General features: G+C 38.7%; 18 protein-coding genes and 1 tRNA gene. 12 read left to right on the top strand and 7 right to left on the bottom strand.

Annotated elements, in window-relative coordinates; translation table 11 throughout:
- Nucleotides 1–76: 76 nt before the first annotated feature.
- From DS737_RS02685 to DS737_RS02695, 3 genes are all read right to left on the bottom strand, one after another.
- Nucleotides 77–1,063, bottom strand: coding sequence for a hypothetical protein (locus DS737_RS02685; protein ID WP_113996694.1), 987 nt, complete (start codon nucleotides 1,061–1,063; stop codon nucleotides 77–79).
- A 63-nt stretch (nucleotides 1,064–1,126) separates the two neighbouring features.
- Entirely contained in the window at nucleotides 1,127–2,161 is a 1,035-nt protein-coding gene (gene queA / locus DS737_RS02690; protein ID WP_113996695.1) for a tRNA preQ1(34) S-adenosylmethionine ribosyltransferase-isomerase QueA, read from the bottom strand.
- A gap of 64 nt (nucleotides 2,162–2,225) precedes the next feature.
- A tRNA-Leu gene (locus DS737_RS02695) sits at nucleotides 2,226–2,312 on the bottom strand.
- Nucleotides 2,313–2,609: 297 nt separating this feature from the next.
- On the opposite strand from DS737_RS02695, the gene DS737_RS02700 reads away from it, so the two are divergent.
- The 11 genes from DS737_RS02700 (at nucleotide 2,610) to DS737_RS02750 (ending at nucleotide 15,277) form a co-directional block, all read left to right on the top strand.
- The gene (locus tag DS737_RS02700) at nucleotides 2,610–3,881 is read left to right on the top strand and encodes a sensor histidine kinase (protein ID WP_004640791.1); all 1,272 of its coding nucleotides are present in this window, start codon (nucleotides 2,610–2,612) and stop codon (nucleotides 3,879–3,881) included.
- An 87-nt stretch (nucleotides 3,882–3,968) separates the two neighbouring features.
- Nucleotides 3,969–6,716 (top strand): bifunctional [glutamate--ammonia ligase]-adenylyl-L-tyrosine phosphorylase/[glutamate--ammonia-ligase] adenylyltransferase, encoded by a 2,748-nt coding sequence (gene glnE, locus DS737_RS02705; protein WP_113996696.1) that lies wholly within the window; start codon nucleotides 3,969–3,971, stop codon nucleotides 6,714–6,716.
- A gap of 28 nt (nucleotides 6,717–6,744) precedes the next feature.
- Nucleotides 6,745–7,671, top strand: a complete 927-nt coding sequence (locus tag DS737_RS02710; protein ID WP_113996697.1) for a branched-chain amino acid transaminase — start codon at nucleotides 6,745–6,747, stop codon at nucleotides 7,669–7,671.
- A 141-nt stretch (nucleotides 7,672–7,812) separates the two neighbouring features.
- The gene (locus DS737_RS02715) at nucleotides 7,813–8,973 is read left to right on the top strand and encodes a nucleotide sugar dehydrogenase (RefSeq protein ID WP_004640788.1); all 1,161 of its coding nucleotides are present in this window, start codon (nucleotides 7,813–7,815) and stop codon (nucleotides 8,971–8,973) included.
- Between the two features lie 163 nt (nucleotides 8,974–9,136).
- On the top strand, nucleotides 9,137–9,892 hold the full coding sequence (locus tag DS737_RS02720; protein ID WP_042874730.1) for a hypothetical protein: 756 nt from the start codon (nucleotides 9,137–9,139) through the stop codon (nucleotides 9,890–9,892).
- A 31-nt stretch (nucleotides 9,893–9,923) separates the two neighbouring features.
- A complete protein-coding gene (locus DS737_RS02725) occupies nucleotides 9,924–10,919 on the top strand; it encodes a Stealth CR1 domain-containing protein (protein ID WP_113996698.1) in 996 nt (331 codons plus the stop codon).
- 15 nt (nucleotides 10,920–10,934) lie between these two features.
- On the top strand, nucleotides 10,935–11,693 hold the full coding sequence (locus DS737_RS02730) for a glycosyltransferase family 25 protein (RefSeq protein WP_113996699.1): 759 nt from the start codon (nucleotides 10,935–10,937) through the stop codon (nucleotides 11,691–11,693).
- Nucleotides 11,694–11,768: 75 nt separating this feature from the next.
- Nucleotides 11,769–12,683, top strand: coding sequence for a glycosyltransferase family 32 protein (locus tag DS737_RS02735; RefSeq protein WP_113996700.1), 915 nt, complete (start codon nucleotides 11,769–11,771; stop codon nucleotides 12,681–12,683).
- Nucleotides 12,684–12,775: 92 nt separating this feature from the next.
- Nucleotides 12,776–13,555 carry a glycosyltransferase family 25 protein gene (locus DS737_RS02740; protein ID WP_113996701.1) on the top strand — a complete coding sequence of 260 codons (780 nt, stop codon included), beginning with the start codon at nucleotides 12,776–12,778 and terminating at the stop codon, nucleotides 13,553–13,555.
- A gap of 13 nt (nucleotides 13,556–13,568) precedes the next feature.
- Nucleotides 13,569–14,342, top strand: coding sequence for a glycosyltransferase family 25 protein (locus DS737_RS02745; protein WP_113996702.1), 774 nt, complete (start codon nucleotides 13,569–13,571; stop codon nucleotides 14,340–14,342).
- 128 nt (nucleotides 14,343–14,470) lie between these two features.
- Nucleotides 14,471–15,277: a glycosyltransferase family 25 protein gene (locus tag DS737_RS02750; protein WP_113996703.1), complete on the top strand. Its 807-nt coding sequence runs from the start codon at nucleotides 14,471–14,473 to the stop codon at nucleotides 15,275–15,277.
- Between the two features lie 36 nt (nucleotides 15,278–15,313).
- Here the strand turns inward: DS737_RS02750 and DS737_RS02755 are convergent, their stop codons facing one another.
- From DS737_RS02755 to DS737_RS02770, 4 genes are all read right to left on the bottom strand, one after another.
- Nucleotides 15,314–16,180, bottom strand: coding sequence for a lysophospholipid acyltransferase family protein (locus DS737_RS02755; protein ID WP_113996704.1), 867 nt, complete (start codon nucleotides 16,178–16,180; stop codon nucleotides 15,314–15,316).
- 5 nt (nucleotides 16,181–16,185) lie between these two features.
- Nucleotides 16,186–16,407, bottom strand: coding sequence for a hypothetical protein (locus DS737_RS02760; protein ID WP_004640773.1), 222 nt, complete (start codon nucleotides 16,405–16,407; stop codon nucleotides 16,186–16,188).
- Between the two features lie 106 nt (nucleotides 16,408–16,513).
- Entirely contained in the window at nucleotides 16,514–18,292 is a 1,779-nt protein-coding gene (aspS, locus tag DS737_RS02765) for an aspartate--tRNA ligase (RefSeq protein ID WP_113996705.1), read from the bottom strand.
- Nucleotides 18,293–18,429: 137 nt separating this feature from the next.
- On the bottom strand, nucleotides 18,430–19,194 hold the full coding sequence (locus DS737_RS02770) for a DUF4184 family protein (protein WP_113996706.1): 765 nt from the start codon (nucleotides 19,192–19,194) through the stop codon (nucleotides 18,430–18,432).
- A gap of 135 nt (nucleotides 19,195–19,329) precedes the next feature.
- Between DS737_RS02770 and znuD the strand changes: the two genes are divergently transcribed.
- Nucleotides 19,330–21,429 (top strand): zinc piracy TonB-dependent receptor ZnuD, encoded by a 2,100-nt coding sequence (gene znuD / locus DS737_RS02775; protein ID WP_113996707.1) that lies wholly within the window; start codon nucleotides 19,330–19,332, stop codon nucleotides 21,427–21,429.
- The last annotated feature ends 42 nt before the right edge of the window (nucleotides 21,430–21,471 follow it).

The following is a 21,471-nucleotide window of genomic DNA, read 5'->3' on the forward strand; positions in this document are numbered from 1 at the left end:
ATGATGAGTGGATTATGCTTTAAATTTCAGAAACTAAGAAGTACCTTGTGGGCTATTTTAATCGTTATAGATGCAATTAGAGAGTCTTGAGTAGACTGGTAAGAGCTTCTTGTAAACGTTGAAGTTTTGGCATTTGAAGTTGTTCTAGCTTTTCAGCAAGTTTATTTACCGTGATTGCCTGAAATAAATAATTACTCTCGATTAAAGGGGATTCATTGAATAACCAGTACATCACACTAGTTTGTGGAGGTACATAAAAATCCCCATGAAAAGTTTGCATCATTTTTTCCAGTGACAATAGCCTTTCTGGAGTTAAAAATTTAACAAACTCGTATTTATTTACGCCAGTTTGCTGATACTTCTTATTAAAGAGAATATCACTAGATTTCCACTCTATACCTAGATGACATTGATGTTTATAGTGAGCTGAGATGCTGATGCCTTTGAATGGAAAATTCTCCATCAGTACGCCCCACAGATCACAATGGGTCGTTTCATAGAATTCTTTGCCTTGATCATCGGTTATTCTTGTTTGATAGGTGTAGTGATAGTTAAAAACAGAATAATCATATGTTTTTTGTTTAATCACTAATTGCCCATCTAGCAATATTTTAACAATATTGTCTTTATCACCTAATTTAAATAAGGGATGATCCAGTAAAGCAGGATTTAAGGGGGTGCTATCAGCATGAAACTTAATCTGATAGGTCTGCTCCAGAACATAGATTCTTAATTGTTCTTTTAGGCTGTCTAATTCAGTTGTCGGAATACGATAACGCGCACCAATACTAAACAGAACAACACAAACAAATAGATAGTAGGCAGAGAACAAAAGGCCTGCCAATAAAAAAATCAGGCTCAGCGTGGACATTGTCCAGTACAGGTAATTCTTGATATACAGGTTTTGCTCGCCTTGCCAGTGTTTTAAGTGATTAATAAGTGTGTCGGGTGAAGGGTGTTCCTCAAGGAAGTGGCGAATGGCCTCAATATTTTCTAAGGTCACCTGATTATGCATAAATTGATTTTGAAAAGCTTTTTGAATTTTTTTAGATATAAATGGCATAATTTTTTTAAATCATCATATTAAAAAATAGGCTAAACCATGATTTAGCCTATGGAAATATATTTAAGCAAGTTTATCAATCAACATAGCATCGCCATAACTAAAGAAGCGATAGCGTTGCTCCACGGCATGTTTATACGCAGCCAATATGTTATCTCGATTCGACAACGCTGAAACCAGCATCAATAAGGTTGATTCAGGTAAATGGAAGTTGGTAATCAAACGATCCACGATACAGAACTGATAACCTGGATAAATGAAAATCTGAGTGTCGCCTGTCCATGCTGCGATTTTGCCATCATTTGCTTGTGCTGCACTTTCCAGCGCACGGGTCGCCGTAGTGCCTACTGCAATAACTTTATTACCACGTGCTTTGGTTTCCAAAATCAGGTCAATCGTCGCTTGTGGTACGTCACACCATTCACTGTGCATAATGTGATTGGTAATGTCTGTAGTACGTACAGGCATAAATGTCCCTGCACCGACGTGCAAGGTCACAAATGTTTTTTGTACGCCTTTAGTGGCTAGTTTTTCTAATAAGCTTTGGTCGAAATGCAGACTGGCTGTTGGGGCTGCAACGCTGGCAATTTTTTCAGGATCGTGGAACACAGTTTGATAACGTTCGGTATCAATCTCTTCGGCTTCACGATTGAAATAAGGTGGAATCGGCAGCTGACCGTATTGATCCAGTACCGATAGAATCGGTTGTGAAAATTTCACCACAAACAGGTTTTCGTGGCGACCTTGTACGGTGACAGGAACAGCATCTTCACCGATATACAGTTCGGCACCTGCTTTGGGTGAGTTGCTTGATTTGATATGGCAATGGGCCGTGTGAGTATCCAACATGCGCTCAACCAGAACTTCGATTGCACCACCTGTCGCACGTTTACCTTTTAAGCGTGCTTTCATGACTTTGGTGTCATTCAGTACCAGCAAATCACCGTCTTCAAGTAGATCGAGAATATCGGTGAAAGCATGGTCGTAATACTGACCTTGAGTATCGATATGGAGTAGGCGTGATGCGCTGCGGCTTTCTAATGGGTAGCGAGCGATAAGTTCATCTGGGAGATCAAAAGAGAAGTCGGAGAGTTGCATATTTTTCTTTACCACATATGAAAAAACCCCAAACTTTTAGTGCTAGTTTGGGGTTTTGAAATTTTGGTCCCGAGGGTCGGACTCGAACCGACACGTCATCTCTGACAGCGGATTTTGAGTCCGCCGCGTCTACCAATTTCACCACCTCGGGAAGAGTGCGATGCTTTGTGTTGCGTATAATACCTTGTTTAAATCACTTGTCAATCATGCAGATTTAACAGTTGCTGAATTTTAGAGCAATTTATCGTTTTTTTATAAAAATTGTTCAAAAATTACTATTTTTATAATAATGAAATAAATTATTGTTGAAATTTCACGTTTTGTTGCGAAATTGTCGGAAGCAGCAATTGCCTTTTATGTTAAAGTTTGTTAATACTAAGTGATGGTTTTCACATTTTTTTTAATAAAACGTAAATAACCAAATAATGATAATATTCGAGAGGCGGGCATGGCTATTCAATTATTAGAATTACAGCAAGCCGATAAGCTAAGCGCTTGTAAAATTTCACTTTCTTTGGGTCTTAACTCAGAGCAAAACTTGATTGAACAATTCCTGCAATTTAATCGTAAATTGATGCAGGCAAGTACCGCATTGCTCGCATTCCACCAAGAACCCTATTTATGGCATCGTTGCCCAGAAAAACTACAAGCAATTGATTCTACAAAAATTGCAAAAAGTTTAAATACCTTATTTGTCAATAATGATCTGATTGATTGTGATCATCCTCGCTACCCAAGTTTGATGGCTTTTCTTAATGTTTTCAAGAAGAAAGTCCAACGTGCTGTTGCGTTGCATTTAAGACATCCAGATCAGACATCCTTGGGGTATGTGATCCTATTTGATGAAGAGGCGCAGGCCTTCTCAAAACTACAAACAGAGTTATTGCAAGCACATTGTCGTAACTTTATGCAGCAGCTTGAGTTGAAATTTAATCATGATGAATTAAAGGAACTTTATGAGCAAGAAGCTGCGCTCAATGTTAGTAAAACTAAGTTTTTCTCGATTATCTCGCATGATTTAAGAGCACCATTTCATGGATTGTTGGGGTTTTCAGAGATTCTGGCGAAAGAACGTGAAACCTTAGATGAGTCGAGTATTCAAAATATTGCTGATTATCTGCATGATACCTCGCAATCAACATATAACTTATTAGAAAGTCTACTCAATTGGGCGATGGCTGAAGGTGGGCGTTTTGTTTATCACCCAATTAATTTTAAGTTGCGTCAAATAACCAATATTGTGACTGATATTTTAAAAACTTTGGCTTTGAAAAAGCATATTGAATTGGTGAATGAGGTCGATGAAAACCTCAAAGTTTATGCTGATATGAATATGATTACTTCTGTCATCCAAAATCTTGTTTCAAATGCGCTGAAGTTCACCGATGTGGATGGTTCAGGCAAAGTTTATATTAAAGCAAAGGCACGTGGTGACGTTGTTGAGATCTATATTAAAGATACGGGTTTAGGTATGACCCCTGATCAGCTCAAAGATTTGTTTCAACCACGTATAACCATCAGTTTAAAAGGCACTGCAGGTGAGAAAGGTGCGGGGCTGGGGTTGGCGTTGTGTAAGCGTTTTGTTGAAATGAATCACGGGAAGATCAGTGCCAGTTCAAAAGAAGGAGAAGGGACTTTGTTTAAGGTGGTATTGCCTGTTGCGCGTGAACATGTAGATTTGTGCGTTGAGCAAAATAAAAGTCAGGAAAAATTAGTCTAAACAGATTTTAATCCTTGGTCAGTAACTGATATAACTACAATGGTGTTATAGATCTTATTACGATGGCATCAGTTGAGCTTTTTTTATATGAATGTGGAACAGCTAGAAAAAACCTTAGTCGCAAGTCAATATGCAGAACAAGTTTTAAATTTATACACATTACAATTAGAACAAGATTATGCAGAAGATCAATTTCTTTGCTCACTTTCGACTGAAAATATTTTTGACAAGGTTCAACATGCTGTTGCAGATATAAGCGATGAACAGGCTTGGATGAAAGCCTTACGTATCTTACGTGCTAGATTGATGTTCCGCTGGATTTGGCAGGATGCCAATCAACTTACAGATGTTGTGACATTAACTCGAGAGTTATCAGACTTTGCTGATGCTAGTATTTGTGCGGCAAAGGCATTTGCATTGCCTCCTTTGATTGCCAAACATGGCGAACCGATTGGATACTCAGGTCAGTTTCAAGATTTGATTGTGATCGGTATGGGGAAATTAGGCGCACAAGAGCTGAATTTATCCAGTGACATTGATTTGATTTTTGCTTTTGACGAACAAGGTGAAAGTAATGGCCGAAAAAGTATCGATGTGCAGCAATTCTGTATTCTGTGGGGACAGAAACTGATTTATTTGCTGGATCATATTACTGCTGATGGCTTTGTTTTTCGTGTCGATATGCGCTTGCGTCCGTGGGGGGATGGCTCGGCATTAGCCATTAGTCACAGTGGTTTAGAAAAATATTTAAGCCAGCACGGACGAGAGTGGGAACGTTATGCATGGATTAAGGCACGGGTCATCACAGGGGGACAAGCTGGCGATGATCTGATGGAAATGTCACGTCCATTTGTATTTCGCCGCTATGTGGACTATTCAGCATTTGCTGCAATGCGTGAAATGAAAGCCATGATCGAACGTGAAGTCATGCGCCGCAATATTGAAGATGATATCAAGTTGGGTGCAGGTGGGATTCGCGAAATCGAGTTTATTGTTCAAGTTTTTCAGTTGATTTATGGCGGTTCGAGACGTGAGTTACAAGATCGTCAATGTTTGGTGAACTTACAGCATCTTGGACAAGCTGAGTTGCTGGATGCGCAAGCGGTTATTGATTTAGAAGATGCTTATTTATTTTTAAGACGGGTTGAGCATGCCATTCAGGCACTGAACGATCAACAAACACAGTCCTTACCAACAGAGCCAGATCTGAGACAGCGGATGCTGGATACGTTGGGCTTTGCTGATTGGTCTGCTTTTTTAGCTGAGCTCAATCAGAAACGAGACAAAGTTAAAGTTCAGTTTAAACAGTTGATTCAGGAAAAAGAATTCTCTGCGCCGATTGATGATTTTATCCAATTGGAACAGCAATTGAATGCAGTGCTAGATCCTGATGCGCAAAATTTGATTCAGAATTTTTGGCATGGGCAAGCATTACGCAAGATTCCAGCCAGTGCGCTAGAACGATTAAAGAAGTTCTGGCCACATTTGATAGAAGCAATTTTACAGTCAGATCGGCCACAAGTGGCATTATTGCGTTTAATGCCATTGGTGGAGTCGGTGTTACGCCGCACTGTGTATTTAGTGATGTTGATGGAAAGTCGTGGAGCTTTGCAGCGACTCGTAAAAATGGCAACCGTGAGTCCGTGGATTTGCGAGGAACTGGCGCAATATCCGGTGTTATTAGATGAGTTCTTATCGATGGATTTTGGCTTGCCACAACGCCAAGATTTAGAAGATTCGTTACGCCAACAGTTATTGCGCATTGAAATTGATCAAGTTGAAGATCAGATGCGAGTGTTACGACTCTTTAAAAAGAGTAATGTCTTAACGGTTGCTGCCAGTGATGTATTGGCAGAAAGTCCGCTAATGAAAGTATCTGATGCCTTAACTGATATTGCAGAAGTTAGTGTACAGGCCACATTGAATTTAGCTTATGAAGCAGTCGCACAGCGTCATGGTTATCCACTCAGCAATACAGGTGAACGTTGTAGTTTAGATGCCAAAGGCTTTGCTGTGATCGGTTATGGGAAATTGGGTGGCATTGAACTTGGTTATGGTTCTGATCTTGATTTAGTGTTTATTCATACCTTTGAAGAGCAAAGTGAAACGGATGGGCGTAAGTCAATTAGTGGCGCTGAGTTTGCAATTCGTGTTGCACAGAAGTTCATGTCTTTGATGACCACACAAACTTTGGATGGTCGTGTCTACGAAATTGATACGCGTTTGCGACCTTCAGGTGAAGCAGGAATGTTGGTGACAAGCCTCAAGGCTTTTGAGCAATATCAGCAGAAAAGCGCATGGTTGTGGGAGCACCAAGCATTGGTTCGTGCGCGCTCTATCGCTGGTGAGAAGGCTTTGTGTCAGCAGTTCGAGAAGGTACGTTGTCAGATCCTGACCCAAGTCCGTGATGAAAATATGGTACGTGAAGAAGTGATCAAAATGCGTCAAAAAATGAAAGATCATTTAGGTTCATCTTCTGAGCAAAAAAAACATGGGATTTTTCATTTAAAACAGGACTCAGGTGGTATCGTTGACATTGAATTTATGGCACAGTATGCGGTACTTGCATGGAGTGGGACGAATCCAGATCTCGCCCATTATTCCGATAATGTAAGAATTCTAGAAGATGCTGCTAAAGCAGGCTGCTTATCCAGTGAAGATGCCACAGCATTAATCCACGCTTATCTCCGTGAACGAGCTGAGAGTCACCGTCTAGCGCTTGCAAATCAATCTATGCAAGTCAATGCTGCGGATTGGCACGATACCCGTGAGATCGTTTGCAAGTTATGGCAAAGATTAGTTGATCCAACTGCAATAGCATTGGAAAGTGAATAATTGTGTAGAAAAAAATGGAGTATGTGCGATGAGTTTGGCTGATCGTGATGGTTTTATTTGGCAAGATGGAAAATTAGTTGATTGGCGTGATGCAAAAATTCACGTCTTAACACATACACTGCATTATAGTATGGGTGTCTTTGAAGGTGTTCGTGCTTATGAAACACCAAATGGAACAGCCATCTTCCGTTTGCAAGATCACACTAAGCGTTTATTAAATTCAGCAAAAATTTATCAAATGAATGTGCCATTTGATCAAGCGACATTAGAACAAGCACAAATTGATGTTGTGCGCGAAAATAAATTGGCATCTTGCTATTTGCGTCCGCTTATTTGGATTGGTTCTGAGAAGTTGGGTATTGCTGCAACTGAAAATACAATTCATGCTGCGGTTGCGGCATGGGGTTGGGGTGCATATCTTGGTGAAGAAGCAATGGCGCACGGTATTCGTGTAAAAACCTCTTCATTTACGCACCATCATCCAAACGTGACCATGTGTAAAGCAAAAGCATGTGGTAACTACACTGTTTCCATCTTGGCACATCAAGAAGTGGCACGTGCAGGTTATGACGAAGCAATGTTGCTTGATCCTCAGGGCTTTGTATGCCAAGGCGCGGGTGAGAACGTATTCTTGATCAAAGATGGTGTCTTACATACACCAGATTTGGCTGGTGGCGCATTAGAAGGGATTACTCGTCAAACCGTGATGACCATTGCGAAAGACTTGGGTTATGAAATCGTTGAACGCCGTATCACGCGTGATGAATTCTATATCGCAGATGAAGCTTTCTTTACGGGTACTGCTGCTGAAGTCACACCAATTCGTGAATATGATGACCGTCAAATCGGTTGTGGTTCACGTGGTCCGATCACCACTGAAATTCAAAAGACTTTCTTTGATGCCGTACAAGGTCGTAATGACAAGTATGCAGATTGGTTAACTTATATCAAATAAGCTTAATCCATGATTAAAGCGAAGCTTAGGCTTCGCTTTTTTTATGCTAAAACTGTCAATAGATTGCAACCAAACGATCATCAATCTTTCATTTAACTCAATTAGCTTGATCTATAAGCAAAATTAAAAAATAGAGTAACAATGAAAATTACGGTGGTTGGTGCTGGGTATGTGGGCTTATCGAATGCCTTATTATTTTCCAAACAACACGATGTGATGATCTTAGATATTGATAAGGCTCGAGTGAAGCAAATCAATCAGAAAGTATCTCCGATCAGTGATACCTGTATTCAAAATTATTTATCCGAATCTCACGTTGAGGCGACTTGCGATAAGACTTTGGCTTATCAAGATGCTAAGCTGATTATCATCGCAACACCCACCAACTATAATCCTGAAACGAATTATTTCGATACTTCAAGTATCGAAGCCGTGATTAATGATGTGCAGGCTGTCAATCCCAAAGCGTTGATGTTAATCAAATCAACAGTTCCTGTCGGTTATACCCAAGAAATCTCGAAAAGACTCAAATTAAAAAATCTGATTTTCTCTCCTGAGTTTTTACGGGAAGGGCAAGCTTTGCAAGATAATCTATACCCTGCTCGTATTATTGTTGGTGAGAAATCAAGACGTGCAGAGAAAATTGCTAAGCTGTATCTTAAAGCAACAATTAAAAAAGATGCGGTATTGCTATGTGTGGAGTCCACAGAAGCTGAAGCAATTAAATTATTTTCTAACACATATTTGGCGATGCGCGTTGCTTTCTTTAATGAGTTGGACACCTATTGCATAAAAAATAAATTAAGCGCGCTAGATATTATTAAAGGTGTCGGGTTGGATCAGCGAATTGGCGATCACTACAATAATCCGTCTTTTGGGTATGGTGGTTATTGCTTACCGAAAGACACCAAACAGTTGCTCGCCAATTATCACGAAACACCACAAGAACTGATTTCTGCAATTATTCGATCCAACCAAACACGCAAACAAGCGATTATTGAAGATATTTTAAGCCGAAATGTTGCATGTGTTGGGATTTATCGATTAACCATGAAAGCTGATTCAGATAATTTTAGAGAGTCTGCGGTGCATGATGTACTTCAAGGTCTAGCTGATCATGGAATCAAAATCGTGATTTATGAACCGACGCTGGATGTGAAGGAATATTTAGGTCATCCGATTGAGTTTAGTTTGCAAAAGTTTAAAAACCAATCGGATTTGATCATTGTGAACAGAATGGTGCCAATGTTTGGGGATGTGATGGAAAAAATCTATACGCGAGATTTATTTGGTGTGAATTAGTTTTAAAAATAAACCCACGCTAATGCTTGTTGTTTGACGAATTTATAATAATCAATTTAATCATGCCTATGCTAAGATAGTTGGTATTCGGTGCATATTATTTAAAGCTTGCGATTTGGATGCGCCAAGCAAAAATACGATTTCAGGCATTCAAGGTTATCAAATGGTCGATATTCAACAAAATTCAGAAACACACGAAGAAAATATTATTTTGTGTATGAAGTGGGGAACCAAATACGGTGCTGAATACGTCAATCGTTTGTATAACATGGTGAAGCGCCATCTTACATTGCCATTTAAAATGGTATGTTTGACGGATCGTACTGAAGGTATTGACCCAAATGTTCAATGTTTTCCGATTCCATCCCTAGATTTACCTGAAGGTGCACCCGAGCGAGGCTGGAATAAATTATCTACCTTTGAACCTGATCTGTATGGTTTAAAAGGCAATGCGCTTTTTCTCGATTTAGACGTGGTGATTGTCGACAACATCGATGGTTTCTTTCAGGCACCAGGTGAGTTTTTAATTATCCACGATTGGAAACGCCCGTGGCGTGTCACGGGTAATAGCTCAGTGTATCGCTTTAAACTCGGCGAGTTTTCTGGGATTTTACCGTATTTCCGTGAAAATTTTGATGAAATCCGTGAAAAATTCCGCAATGAGCAAGAATATCTCTCTTGGTTTGTACACAAAGAGGGGAAGCTGAGTTATTGGGATAAAGATTGGTGTAAGAGTTACAAATACCACTGTTTAAGAAAAGTACCATTTGCGTATTTTCAACCGCCGATTAAACCTAAAGGCGCAAAAATTATTATTTTCCACGGTGAGATTAACCCACCTGATGCAGTTTCTGGTGGTGGTGGTAAGTGGTATCGCTATGTATTGCCTTCTGATTGGATCAAAGAGTCTTGGCAGTAAGCAAGACGACATCATTACAAGAGTTTGATTTATGAAAGATACAATAGAACCTATTGATATCGTAATTGCTTGGGTGGATGGAAATGATCCTAAGTTAAAAAACAAGCGTCAACAATTTATAAATCGAACTGCACCGTCAAATGCTTTAGATGCAACGCGTTTTGCGAGTAATGATGAAATTTATTTCTGTATTGCCTCCATACTCAAATTTGTACCGTATTGTGGGAAAATTTATGTAGTCACTGATCAACAAACACCACAATGGCTGGATCAGTTTGAGCAGCAGAATCTCTGTGAGAAAGGCAAAATTAGAGTGGTCGACCACACAGAGTTGTTTAGAGGATACGAATTTGCATTGCCGACGTTTAATTCTTTAAGTATTGAAACGATGCTTTGGAATATCCCAAGTATTTCAGATTATTTTATTTATTTAAATGATGATTTCTTCTTTAACCAACCCTCTGATCCACAAGACTTTTTAATCGATAGTCAAATGGTGATGTATGGGCATTGGGAAAGTAATCTAGTAAAAAAAATCAAATATATTGTTAGAAAGTTTGTGCAAAATAAATTTGGAAAACTGGCACAACCCTCATATACAATGGCGCAAATGTTAAGTGCAGATTGTGTTGGCATGTCTAAATATTTTGAGATTCACCATCGTCCGCATATCTTGAATCGGATACTTCTCTGCAATTATTTTGAGAAAAATATGCAACAATTGCAGAAGCAAATTAGCTTTAAATTTAGGAATATCGATCAGATATTACCTGTAGGTTTATCTAATCATCTAGCGATTAAAAATGACCAAGCAATTCTCAACGATGATGTTGAAATCGCTTATTTAAAAGATCATCGTGATTTAGAGTTATTTACTCAGGCTTTATCTAATCCAGATGTGAAATTTGGTTGTATTCAAAGTTTGGACCAACTGCAACACAATGATGAGCAGCATATACGTCATGAACTCATTCATAAATTTAAAGATGTTTTGCCTAGTCAAATCCAAGCGACTATTGCAGGATAAGCAAAGGAAAATCGGATGAAAGTTATTACTTATCTTATAAATCTAGAGGGTAGTGATCAGCGTTTAGCAAGTGCTACAGCTCAGTTGCAACAAGCAGATTGGGCATTTTCTCGTTTTCCTGCCTATGATGGGCGTGGTAAAGCATTATCCGAATTTGAAAATTATGATGATGCAGCAGCCCAGAAAATATTAGGTCGCAGTTTGATAAGTTCCGAGTTAGGCTGTTACCTTAGTCATTATGGTTGTGCTAAAAAATTTTTAGAAACCGATGCTGATTATCTTGTTGTCCTTGAAGATGATATTCAAGTGTTACCGAACTTTAAACAAAATCTTAATTCATTAATCAGCTATCTTGATCAGCATAAAGAACTCGAATGGTATGTGGTTAATCTTGCTGCAAAAAAGAAAAAATTAGCAAAAGACATCGTTCAGATTGATGGTTATACAATTTGGCATGCTTATTACTTTCCGATCCGCGGTGTAGGATTAATATGGTCAAGAGCAGGTGCAGAGGCATTTGTTGAGCTGGGTAAAACCATGCAAGTCCCTGTCGATATCTTTTTTCAAAGCTGGTTAAGTAAAAATGGTAAAGGGTTGGGTGTGTGGCAGCCTTTCGTTCAGCCTGCAGGGATTGATAGTGATATTCTAGGCACTGTGGCAACACAGGGTATTCAACGTAAAGCACTGGAAAATAGAAGTGCTTCACATGGTTTTAAGAAGCAGAAAAGAATGTGGCGTGACCGTTTTTATGCGATTAAACATCTTTATTTTTAATTAAAATTGTTTGGGTAAATCACTTTGGAACAAAGATGGACTGAAGTAATATAAAGATATGGCTGAGTGACCTGTATGAAAATATTTAAAAAAATATTCTATCTCTTAAAGTTCTATACGATGTATTCGAACAAAAAGAGAGGGGTTAATGCTGCCATAGACAATGAAGCAGATTTGATTGTGCTTAATCCGACTATTACTGATGCGGCCATTCCAAAGAAAATCTGGATGTATTGGGAAGGTCCGCTGGCTGGATTTGTGAAAGAATGTGTGGAACAAGTTAAAAAGACCAATCCAGATTATGAGGTCCATTTTCTCACACCTGATACAGTCAAAAACTTCTGTGATATTGATTTTGGCCGTTTCCCAAAGGCAACGCCACAACAAAAGGCCGATCTGCTCCGCTTTGAACTGATTTATCAATATGGAGGGATCTGGTTAGATGCCAGTATCATCGTGTATGAGTCTTTAGATTGGATTCAGGATCTGGTTAAAAAGACCCAGACCAATAGTTTTGCTTATTATCGTGCCAAGAATACAACCCTTAAAGCATCTCCTGTTCTTGAAAACTGGTTGTTGGCTAGCGCAGAAAAAAATCCATTTTTTAAGTACTGGTTTGATGAGCTGGTCACAGCGATTGAATTAAGTCCTAAAGCGTATTTGCAAAAATTAAAAGAAACAGAACCTGATTGTCAGGACTTATTTCAGCACATTGGTCGCCTCGAGTATCTTGTAGCGTATGTTGCCTGTCAGAAAGTAATGCGTAATCATTTGCCAAGTATGTGTTTAATTAACTGCGATAAAAATGCACTGTATTTTCAGGTGAAACATCAATGGATCAAAGAGAAAGTACTCATTGATATGGCAATTCATCATTCGCCTACTGAAATGCCAAAGCTGATCAAGCTTGCAGGCAAGGAAAGAAAGACACTGAGTCATTACTATAAAAAAGGAATGTATTTGGAAGGCTCTCTTCTAGATTTCTCTTAAATATCTGACCACATTTGTTGTCTATATTAATTGGAGGTGAAGCTTATTCAAAAAAATAGTAAAATACGGCTAATCTTCAGCTTTATACTATTATGAAAAAATTTGTTATCAGTCTATCTACAGCGAATGAACGTAGAGAGCATATTTCTAGTGAATTCGGTAAAAAAAGTATAAATTTTGACTTTTTTGATGCTTTAACTCCCGAGCCTGCAGCTCTTTTTGCGAAAGAACTTAACTTAAACGTTGATGAACAGTCTTTAACAAAGGGTGAGGTTGCATGCTTTATGAGCCATGTGTTCTTGTGGAATAAAATGATTAGCGAGAATATTCCACATATGGCAATTTTTGAAGATGATATTTATTTAGGTGAGAACGTTAAAACATTCCTGACAGAAACTTCTTGGATTGAACCTGATTGGCATCTGATTAAAATAGAGGAATTTACACCAAAAGTAGCTTTGGGTGAAAAAATTAAAGTGTTTCAAACTGAACCACAAAGAGCGTTGTTTGACCTTAAAAGTAAAAATCTGGGAACGGCTGGCTATATTCTGTCTTTACATGGAGCTAAGCAATTAATCAATTATATTCAATCATTGGATAAGTTGATTGCATTAGATCATTTAATGTTTGAAAAGCTTATTCAAGATAAAGTTTTAGCTGTATGCCAGATGAAACCAGCATTATGTATCCAAGATGTTACGCTCTTTTCTACAAAAGATAGTGTCAGATTTGCAAGCCATTTGTATAAAGAGCGCTTAACCAGAAGAAAATATGATAAAAAGCATGGGATGGAAAAAGTCAAGTTAGAGTTGATTCGAATTTTTCAGCAAATCAGGAATCTTATTTTCTTTAAAACGGTTGGGTTTAAATAAACGGAAGCATACAATGGAAAATTTTGTTATCAGCTTAAAATCGGCTTCTGATCGTAGAGCTCATATTCAAGAACAGTTTGGGGATAAACAGATTCCATTTCAATTTTTTGATGCGATTGAACCTTCTCAGATCAAGAGTCAGGCTGAAAAAATTAATTTTACCATTCGTCAGGGCGATCTTACTCAAAACGAAGTGGCCTGCTTAATGAGCCATGTTTCTCTTTGGCAAAAAGTAGTTGATGAAAAAATATCAGCAATCGCAATTTTTGAAGATGATGTGCATTTGAGTCACGATGCGGAGCTATTTTTAAAAGATTCTAGTTGGTTACAGTTTGACATTATTAAGTTAGAGAAGTCTTATAAAAGTGTAATTTTGGATTTAGCAAAGTTTCAAGTGTTTAATAATAAAGAGTTTGTTTTGAGGCGCTTAAGAAAATCACATCTTGGGGCTGCGGGTTATATCTTGTCTTATCGTGGTGCAGTAGCACTTCTTGAATATCTTAAAAATCAAAATACACTTGATCATATTGACCAAATTGTCTTTCGAAAGTATATCCATGAAGGCGATTTGGGAATCTATCAGTTGAATCCGACTTTATGTATTCAAGATTATATTTTGAATCCAGATGAGCAGAAGTTTAAAACTAGCCTTCAATGGCGAGATAAGAAACAGATTAAACCCAAAGGAGTGAAAAAGCTACTTAGAGAGTTTTATCGAATTTTTATTCAACTAGCGGAATTTCCATATAAAACCAAATTAAAATTTATAAAGAGTAGTGAGAGTTAATGGAAAATTAAATCGTGCGACTACTTTTTTATGAGATCACAGTTTTTTTACTTTAGTTTAAATTTTACTTTTGAATTGTATATAATTGTGATGAGTATTTATCAATATTAATTATGATGGTTTCCTAGATGAATGTTTTTGTTATTAGCCTAGATTCAGCTAAAGAGAGACGACAACATATATGTGAAGAGTTTAAAAAGAGTTTAATTGATTTTAATTTTTATAATGCAATTACGCCTATTACTGCATTAGAATCTGCTCAAAGTGTCGGAATAGATTTAACACGTAAGGGTGTTTTAACCAATGGCGAAGTGGCTTGCTTACTAAGTCATGTGATGCTGTGGAAGAAAATTGTTGATCAAAACTTGGAATATATGGCAATTTTTGAAGATGATGTCTATCTAGGTAAAAATATACAAAGTTTTTTTGAAAACTTTTCTTGGATTCCCAATGATGTTCATGTCATAAAATTAGAGGCATTTGATAAAGAAGTCGATTTATCTTTTTTTCCAAAATTACTAAAGAATGGTAGAGCTTTATATCATTTAAAAGCTATGCATTTAGGTGGTGCTGGTTATATCTTATCAAGAGAAGCAGCAGAACACTTTCTTAAAATTATCCAAAGTATGCCTGAGCTAGTTCCCGTTGATCATATCTTGTTTGGACGTGATGTGAAGTATGGGCAATACAAAGTTTATCAAATAACCCCTGCAATTTGTGCACAGGATTTTTACCTATATAATAAATATGATAATTTTCCAAGTCATTTGGAAGATGAGCGTGAGGTTAGGCATGCGGCAGAAAGAATTGCTATCGCTAAGCAGAAACGTCAATTAAGCTTAGCTTTTAAAATAAAGAGAGAGTTTTTACGGTTAATTTTTCAGGTCTTGAAGTTAAAAAAATTCTCAGCTTATCGTACTGTCAAATTTAAATAGTTTGGGGGAAATATGCTGAATGGGAATTAATGTAATTTAATTTGTATAAAATTTCTGATTACCGCCCCTAAACCTTTTATATCCCCACATGTACTCTGTAGGAAAGCGGTTGATCATCTGTTCAACTGCTTTATTCAGTGCAGTCGTTGCAACTTCAATATCTCGATCATAGAGTTGAGGATCATTAAGATCATCACAGTAGACATCAAAACCTTCATCATCTTCGCGACGAAAACAGCTTAAACCTACTAAACGACATTGGGTTTTTTGTGCCATTTTACTTGCTAATGTGCTCGTAAGGCAGGGAATTCCGAAGAAAGGAACCACAACACCACCTGAAGGTTGGGGCACATGGTCGGGCAAAATTACACTAAATCCACCTTGTTTAAGGTTTTTAAATAAAGCCTTTACACCATTGGCATCAGTTGGAACCAATGTTGCATTGAGTCGCTGACGAGCATGGAGAGCAAAGCTATTAAAGCCACTATCTTTCATTGGTTTGTACATGATGGTGGGGATACCGTATTGGTGTACCCAAGCATTCATCATTTCCCAAGTTCCAAGATGAGGGGTAATAATTAAAGCGCCTTTAGGATCATTGAGTGCATCGGTTAAGACTTCTAAATTATGCACAGTATGAATTTGCTGGATGCTCCACTCAGGAGGCATTGCCCAGCATTTCCCAGATTCGATATAACTGAGACATTGCTTGGTGACGCTTTCCCGAGCCATTTTTTCTTTTTGATCGATCGTTAGCTCTGGATAGGCGAGAGCTAAATTGATTCGAGTTTTCCATAACATACTTTTGTTTGGATTTTGATTGATAAAGTATGCCGCCACTTTTGCAATACTACGTAAAAATGGTAAAGGTAAAACTCGAAGCAAGGTACGATAAAAGGACATGTGAATTAATCTTGCTTATCCGCATTTCCTTTGAGCACCATATAAATCAGTGCTGCAAAGATCAGTAAGGCGCCGGCTAAGCTACTGACACAAAAATATAAGATGCGTTGATAAGTGGTCATATTGAAGAGTTCATTCGACAAGATGTAACGCATAAGGAACCATTGCGCGAGTGAAAACACAATAATAACAATGGTATGTCGACGAACATCTGGACGCATAGCCATGGGCAGATACCTTCAATAGAAAACTGGCTTATTATGCCATTAAAGAGAATCAATCTCAATTTACAACAAAGGCGCTGTAAACAGCGCCTTTATCTCACTTAAATGATTAAGCTTCTTTTTTTGCTTGTTCGCGTAAACGAATACCTAGGTCACGCAATTGATTTGATTCAACAGGTGCAGGTGCTTGTGTCAATGGACATTCAGCTGTCTTGGTTTTCGGGAATGCAATCACATCACGAATAGAAGATGCGCCTGTCATCAACATGATCAAACGATCAAGACCAAATGCCAAACCACCGTGCGGAGGTGCACCGTAACGTAATGCATTGAGTAGGAAGCTAAATTTCTCTTCAGCCTCTTCTTCACCAATACCTAGAGCCTCAAAAATCGCTTTTTGCATTTCTAAAGTATAGATACGAAGTGAACCACCACCGATTTCAGTACCGTTCAATACCATATCGTATGCAACAGAAAGTGCTTCACCTGGATTGTTTTTCACTTCTTCAACACTTGATTTTGGCAGTGTGAATGGATGGTGAACAGAGGTCCATTTGCCATCCTCTGTTTCTTCAAACATTGGGAAGTCAACCACCCAAAGTGGTGCCCATTCACAGGTTGCAAGATTCAAATCATGGCCGATTTTGACACGAAGTGCGCCCATTGCATCGTTTACGACTTTGGCTTTATCCGCGCCAAAGAATACGATGTCGCCGTTCTCAGCACCAACACGTTTTAATAGATCAAGTACGATTGGCTCGATGAACTTAACAATTGGTGATTGTAGACCTTCGATGCCTTTTTCAAGCTCGTTAACTTTAATATAAGCCAAGCCTTTTGCACCGTAGATACCGACGAATTTGGTGTATTCGTCAATCGCACTACGTGGTAGCGAACCAGCACCTGGAACGCGTAACGCAACAATACGACCTTTAGGATCTTTCGCAGGGCCAGCGAATACTTTGAACTCAACGTCTTGCATTAAGTCTGCAACGTCAACCAATTTCAATGGAATACGCATATCCGGTTTGTCAGATGCATAGTCACGCATTGCGTCCGCATAGGTCATACGTTCAAATTTATCGAATTTTACATTCAATAATTCATCGAACATTTTAACCGTTAAGCCTTCCATTAAATCCATGATGTCATCGTCACTCATGAACGATGTTTCAACGTCGATTTGGGTAAATTCAGGCTGGCGATCCGCACGTAAATCTTCGTCACGGAAACATTTAGCGATTTGGTAATAACGATCAATACCGCCAACCATCAACAATTGTTTGAACAACTGTGGTGATTGTGGAAGTGCATAGAAGCTACCATTTGAAACACGGCTTGGAACCAAATAGTCACGTGCGCCTTCAGGAGTTGCACGCGTCAAAATTGGTGTTTCAACGTCTAAGAAACCATGATCTTCAAAATAGTTACGGATCAAATTGGTTACTTTAGAACGGAAGCGTAAACGTTCTAGCATTTCTGGACGACGAATGTCCAAGAAACGATATTTCAAACGAATTTCTTCAGAAATATTGGTGTTTTCATCATTCAATGGGAATGGAGGAGTTTCAGAAGCAGCAAGTACTTCGATTTCTTTACCTAAAACCTCGATTTGACCACTGACCATGTTGGCATTTTCAGTACCAGCATAACGACGGCGAACACGACCTGTAATTTTTAAAACGAATTCAGAACGCGCTTTATCAGCAGTTTCAAATGCTTCTGGGGTATCTGGGTCGATAACCACTTGTACGAGACCATCACGATCACGCATATCAAGGAAAATTACACCACCATGGTCACGGCGACGGTGGACCCATCCACATAGAGTAACTGTTTGATCGATTTGGGCTTCAGTAAGAGAGCCACAGTAATGAGTGCGCATCATATTGAATTATATATCCAAACTATATTGGCTAGAAGGTGAATGCGTAAACAGCGCAGCACCAATGAAGGGGAGATTATGCCTTGTTGAGCGTCTTGTCTCAAGTCTTAATATATGTAAACAGATGCTTTGAGAGAAAACTAAGCCTTATAAGCTTTACGATCTAAAAATAATAACAGGAGACATGCAACCGTAAACAAGATGAGACCAGTCTGTGTAAATTCATTGATCGATTTTCCAATGAAAAAATAAGGTTCACTCAACCAGATTTCAGACGCAATATGACGGCTATAATCCCAAATGGATAATAGTCCGCCAAGGACTGAAATAATTAAACTGACAACTGCGAACGTTTTAATTTTTTGTGGAACCAAGCTGTTTTGCTTGTGACTTTGATAGTAATGCCAACACATCCAAAAAATAAAAGGGAGGGCGACAATAGATGAACCAATTTGTAAGATAAAATGCAATGGATAAGTAAAGCCGAACAACGAGATTTGCTGAGCAAGTACAGTTTTAAATGCAAAGGTGCGAAAGTCGAGATGCGTTAGTCCATCCCAAATCAAATGCGTTGCTGTTCCAATGATAATCGCAAAGCAATTCATCAAGCTAAAAGCAATAAAACTGTCAAATGAATGAATATTTAAATCATCTCGAATTGCAAATAGTCGATAGAGGACGGGACGATAAAGTAAATACCAAAGTAAACTAAAGAATAGTCCAATGGGTAGATTTGGAAATAAAACCCCGGCCCATTGATGGGTAAGAGCAATGCTTTCGGGTGTAAACAACCGATATAAATCTGGTGTCATACAGCCGATTGCCAATGCTGCAATCGGTAAATGACCTTTGCTGAGTTTGGATAACGGAGGTGCAAGAACAGCGTGAGACAAGGTAAAAGGCATATTGTTATAAAACAAGTTTTATAAAATCATGGAGACACAGTGTAGCAAATGTTTTTTTCAGCTATGTTTTTTATTGCAAAATAAATGAAATGTTATAGTATAACAACTAATATTTGAGCTGATCCGAGACACGGTATGTCATTTTCAAAAAATATTTTAACCTTATCTATACTTGCTGCTGTATCTGTATCCGCACTCGCAGCAGAAAATCAAAAAGTCCAAACGCTAGAAACGATAAGAATCAAAGCACATCCACTTGAGCAAACTTCACAAGATTTTGCGGTTGCAGATACAGTGGTTGACCAAAAAACTTTGACTGAAGGTGCTGTTACGATTGGGGATGCACTTGCCAGTGAAGTTGGCATTTATTCCAATCAATTTGGTGCGGGTTCTAGCCGACCTGTAATCCGTGGGCAAGATGGTGCACGTGTTAAGGTGCTTCAAAACTCTTCAGAAAATATCGATGTTTCTACATTGTCGCCTGACCACGTCGTAACGGTTGATCCTGCGCTTGCAACGCAAGTAGAAGTAATTCGTGGACCATCTACCTTATTATTTGGTGCGGGTACTGTGGGTGGTTTGGTCAATGTAAATGACAGTAAACTCCCAACAAAAATGCCAGAAAAAGGCTATGAAGGTAATGTAGGGCTACGTTACAACACAGGCAGTGACGAAAAATTAGCAAGTGCGGGCGTAACTGTAGGATTGGGAGATCAATTTGCATTACGTATTGAAGGTTTAAAGCGAGAAGCTAATGATTATATTGCACCGAACTATTTCCATGAGGGGGAAAAAGAGCGTCGTGTAGATAATACTTTTGCCGAAGGACAAACGGTAAATGTGGGATTATCTTGGATTTATGATCGTGGTTTTACAGGGATTTCATATAGCAACCGTCAAGATAAATATGGTTTACCTGGACATAGCCATGAATACGAAAGCTGTAGCGCACACTTAACAAGTCGACCGCATTTGCATTGTGGTGAACATGGTCATGGGAATGATGACCACGACCACGACCACGACCACGACCACGACCATGACCATGACCATGATCATGATCATGATCATGCACATGGTGGGCCGTGGATTGATCTAAAATCTGAACGTTATGATTTCCGTACAGAATTAGATGATCCATTCGCAGGCTTTAAAAAGATGCGTGCTCAAGCGAGCTACACTGATTATCGCCATGATGAAATCGAAGAGGATACCATCACGACTCGATTCAAAAATAAGGGTTATGACGGACGTTTTGAGCTAGTTCATAATCCACTTGGGGCATGGGAAGGGGTAATTGGAACTCAGTACAGCCAACAGAAGTTGACTTTAACTGGTCAAGAAGCTTTCTTGGCACCGAATACCACCAAGAAATGGAGTGTATTTGCTTTAGAGCATGCGCAATTCAATGATGTTCATGTTGAGCTGGCAGCGCGTGCAGAACAACAAAAAATTGATATTGAAGATTCAAGCAAGAAAGATTTTGATGGTTCAGCGTTTTCAGTATCAGGCGCAGCGAATTGGGAGTTTGCTCCAAACTATAAACTTTCATTTGTGACATCACATCAACAGCGTTTACCGCTTGCACAAGAGTTATATGCAAATGGTAAGCATTTTGCGACCAATACCTATGAATTGGGCAATGATCAGTTGAAGAAAGAGAAGTCAAATAATGTAGAACTAGGTTTCCATTATGACGACAATACATTTGATTACCATGTTCACGTTTATCATAACTGGTTCGACGATTATATCTTTGCACAGACATTAGATCGTTATGAAGACTTCCGTTTGGTTGAATACACTCAAGATAAAGCTCGTTTCTATGGTGCTGAAGCTGAGGCTGGCTATCAAGTTTCACCAATCTATAAAGTGAGCGTATTTGGTGATTACGTTCGTGGCAAGATTGACAATGAGAACGCGCCTCGTGTACCAGCCGGTCGTTTAGGTACTAAAGTCAAGGCTGACTTTGGCGACGGATTTAGTGGTTCTGCAGAGTATTATCATGTATTCCAACAGGATAAGATTGCTGCATATGAAACCGATACGCAAAGCTACAATATGGTTAATCTCGGTGTAGCTTACTCTGGTCAATACAGTAAAGCGGCTGACTATCGCGTATTCTTGAATGCGAACAACGTGTTAGATGAAAAGGTTTATCAACATGCGTCATTCTTATCAACGATTCCACAAGTTGGTCGTAATTTTACAGTCGGTGTAAATTTTAACTTCTAATTTTTCACTTAAATCTTATTGAAAAATCAAAGTATAAGCTCT

The organism is Acinetobacter haemolyticus, assembly GCF_003323815.1.
Lineage (GTDB): Bacteria > Pseudomonadota > Gammaproteobacteria > Pseudomonadales > Moraxellaceae > Acinetobacter > Acinetobacter haemolyticus.

What these genes read in the sequence shown, in the direction of transcription:
- DS737_RS02730 (WP_113996699.1), top strand. Translation starts at nt 10,935, where the DNA reads ATGAAAGTTATTACTTATCTTATAAATCTAGAGGGTAGTGATCAGCGT.
- DS737_RS02710 (WP_113996697.1), top strand. Translation starts at nt 6,745, where the DNA reads ATGAGTTTGGCTGATCGTGATGGTTTTATTTGGCAAGATGGAAAATTA.
- DS737_RS02745 (WP_113996702.1), top strand. Translation starts at nt 13,569, where the DNA reads ATGGAAAATTTTGTTATCAGCTTAAAATCGGCTTCTGATCGTAGAGCT.
- DS737_RS02720 (WP_042874730.1), top strand. Translation starts at nt 9,137, where the DNA reads ATGGTCGATATTCAACAAAATTCAGAAACACACGAAGAAAATATTATT.
- DS737_RS02725 (WP_113996698.1), top strand. Translation starts at nt 9,924, where the DNA reads ATGAAAGATACAATAGAACCTATTGATATCGTAATTGCTTGGGTGGAT.
- glnE (WP_113996696.1), top strand. Translation starts at nt 3,969, where the DNA reads ATGAATGTGGAACAGCTAGAAAAAACCTTAGTCGCAAGTCAATATGCA.
- DS737_RS02715 (WP_004640788.1), top strand. Translation starts at nt 7,813, where the DNA reads ATGAAAATTACGGTGGTTGGTGCTGGGTATGTGGGCTTATCGAATGCC.
- znuD (WP_113996707.1), top strand. Translation starts at nt 19,330, where the DNA reads ATGTCATTTTCAAAAAATATTTTAACCTTATCTATACTTGCTGCTGTA.
- aspS (WP_113996705.1), bottom strand. Translation starts at nt 18,292, where the DNA reads ATGATGCGCACTCATTACTGTGGCTCTCTTACTGAAGCCCAAATCGAT.
- DS737_RS02770 (WP_113996706.1), bottom strand. Translation starts at nt 19,194, where the DNA reads ATGCCTTTTACCTTGTCTCACGCTGTTCTTGCACCTCCGTTATCCAAA.
- queA (WP_113996695.1), bottom strand. Translation starts at nt 2,161, where the DNA reads ATGCAACTCTCCGACTTCTCTTTTGATCTCCCAGATGAACTTATCGCT.
- DS737_RS02760 (WP_004640773.1), bottom strand. Translation starts at nt 16,407, where the DNA reads ATGGCTATGCGTCCAGATGTTCGTCGACATACCATTGTTATTATTGTG.
- DS737_RS02755 (WP_113996704.1), bottom strand. Translation starts at nt 16,180, where the DNA reads ATGTCCTTTTATCGTACCTTGCTTCGAGTTTTACCTTTACCATTTTTA.
- DS737_RS02735 (WP_113996700.1), top strand. Translation starts at nt 11,769, where the DNA reads ATGAAAATATTTAAAAAAATATTCTATCTCTTAAAGTTCTATACGATG.
- DS737_RS02740 (WP_113996701.1), top strand. Translation starts at nt 12,776, where the DNA reads ATGAAAAAATTTGTTATCAGTCTATCTACAGCGAATGAACGTAGAGAG.
- DS737_RS02700 (WP_004640791.1), top strand. Translation starts at nt 2,610, where the DNA reads ATGGCTATTCAATTATTAGAATTACAGCAAGCCGATAAGCTAAGCGCT.
- DS737_RS02685 (WP_113996694.1), bottom strand. Translation starts at nt 1,063, where the DNA reads ATGCCATTTATATCTAAAAAAATTCAAAAAGCTTTTCAAAATCAATTT.
- DS737_RS02750 (WP_113996703.1), top strand. Translation starts at nt 14,471, where the DNA reads ATGAATGTTTTTGTTATTAGCCTAGATTCAGCTAAAGAGAGACGACAA.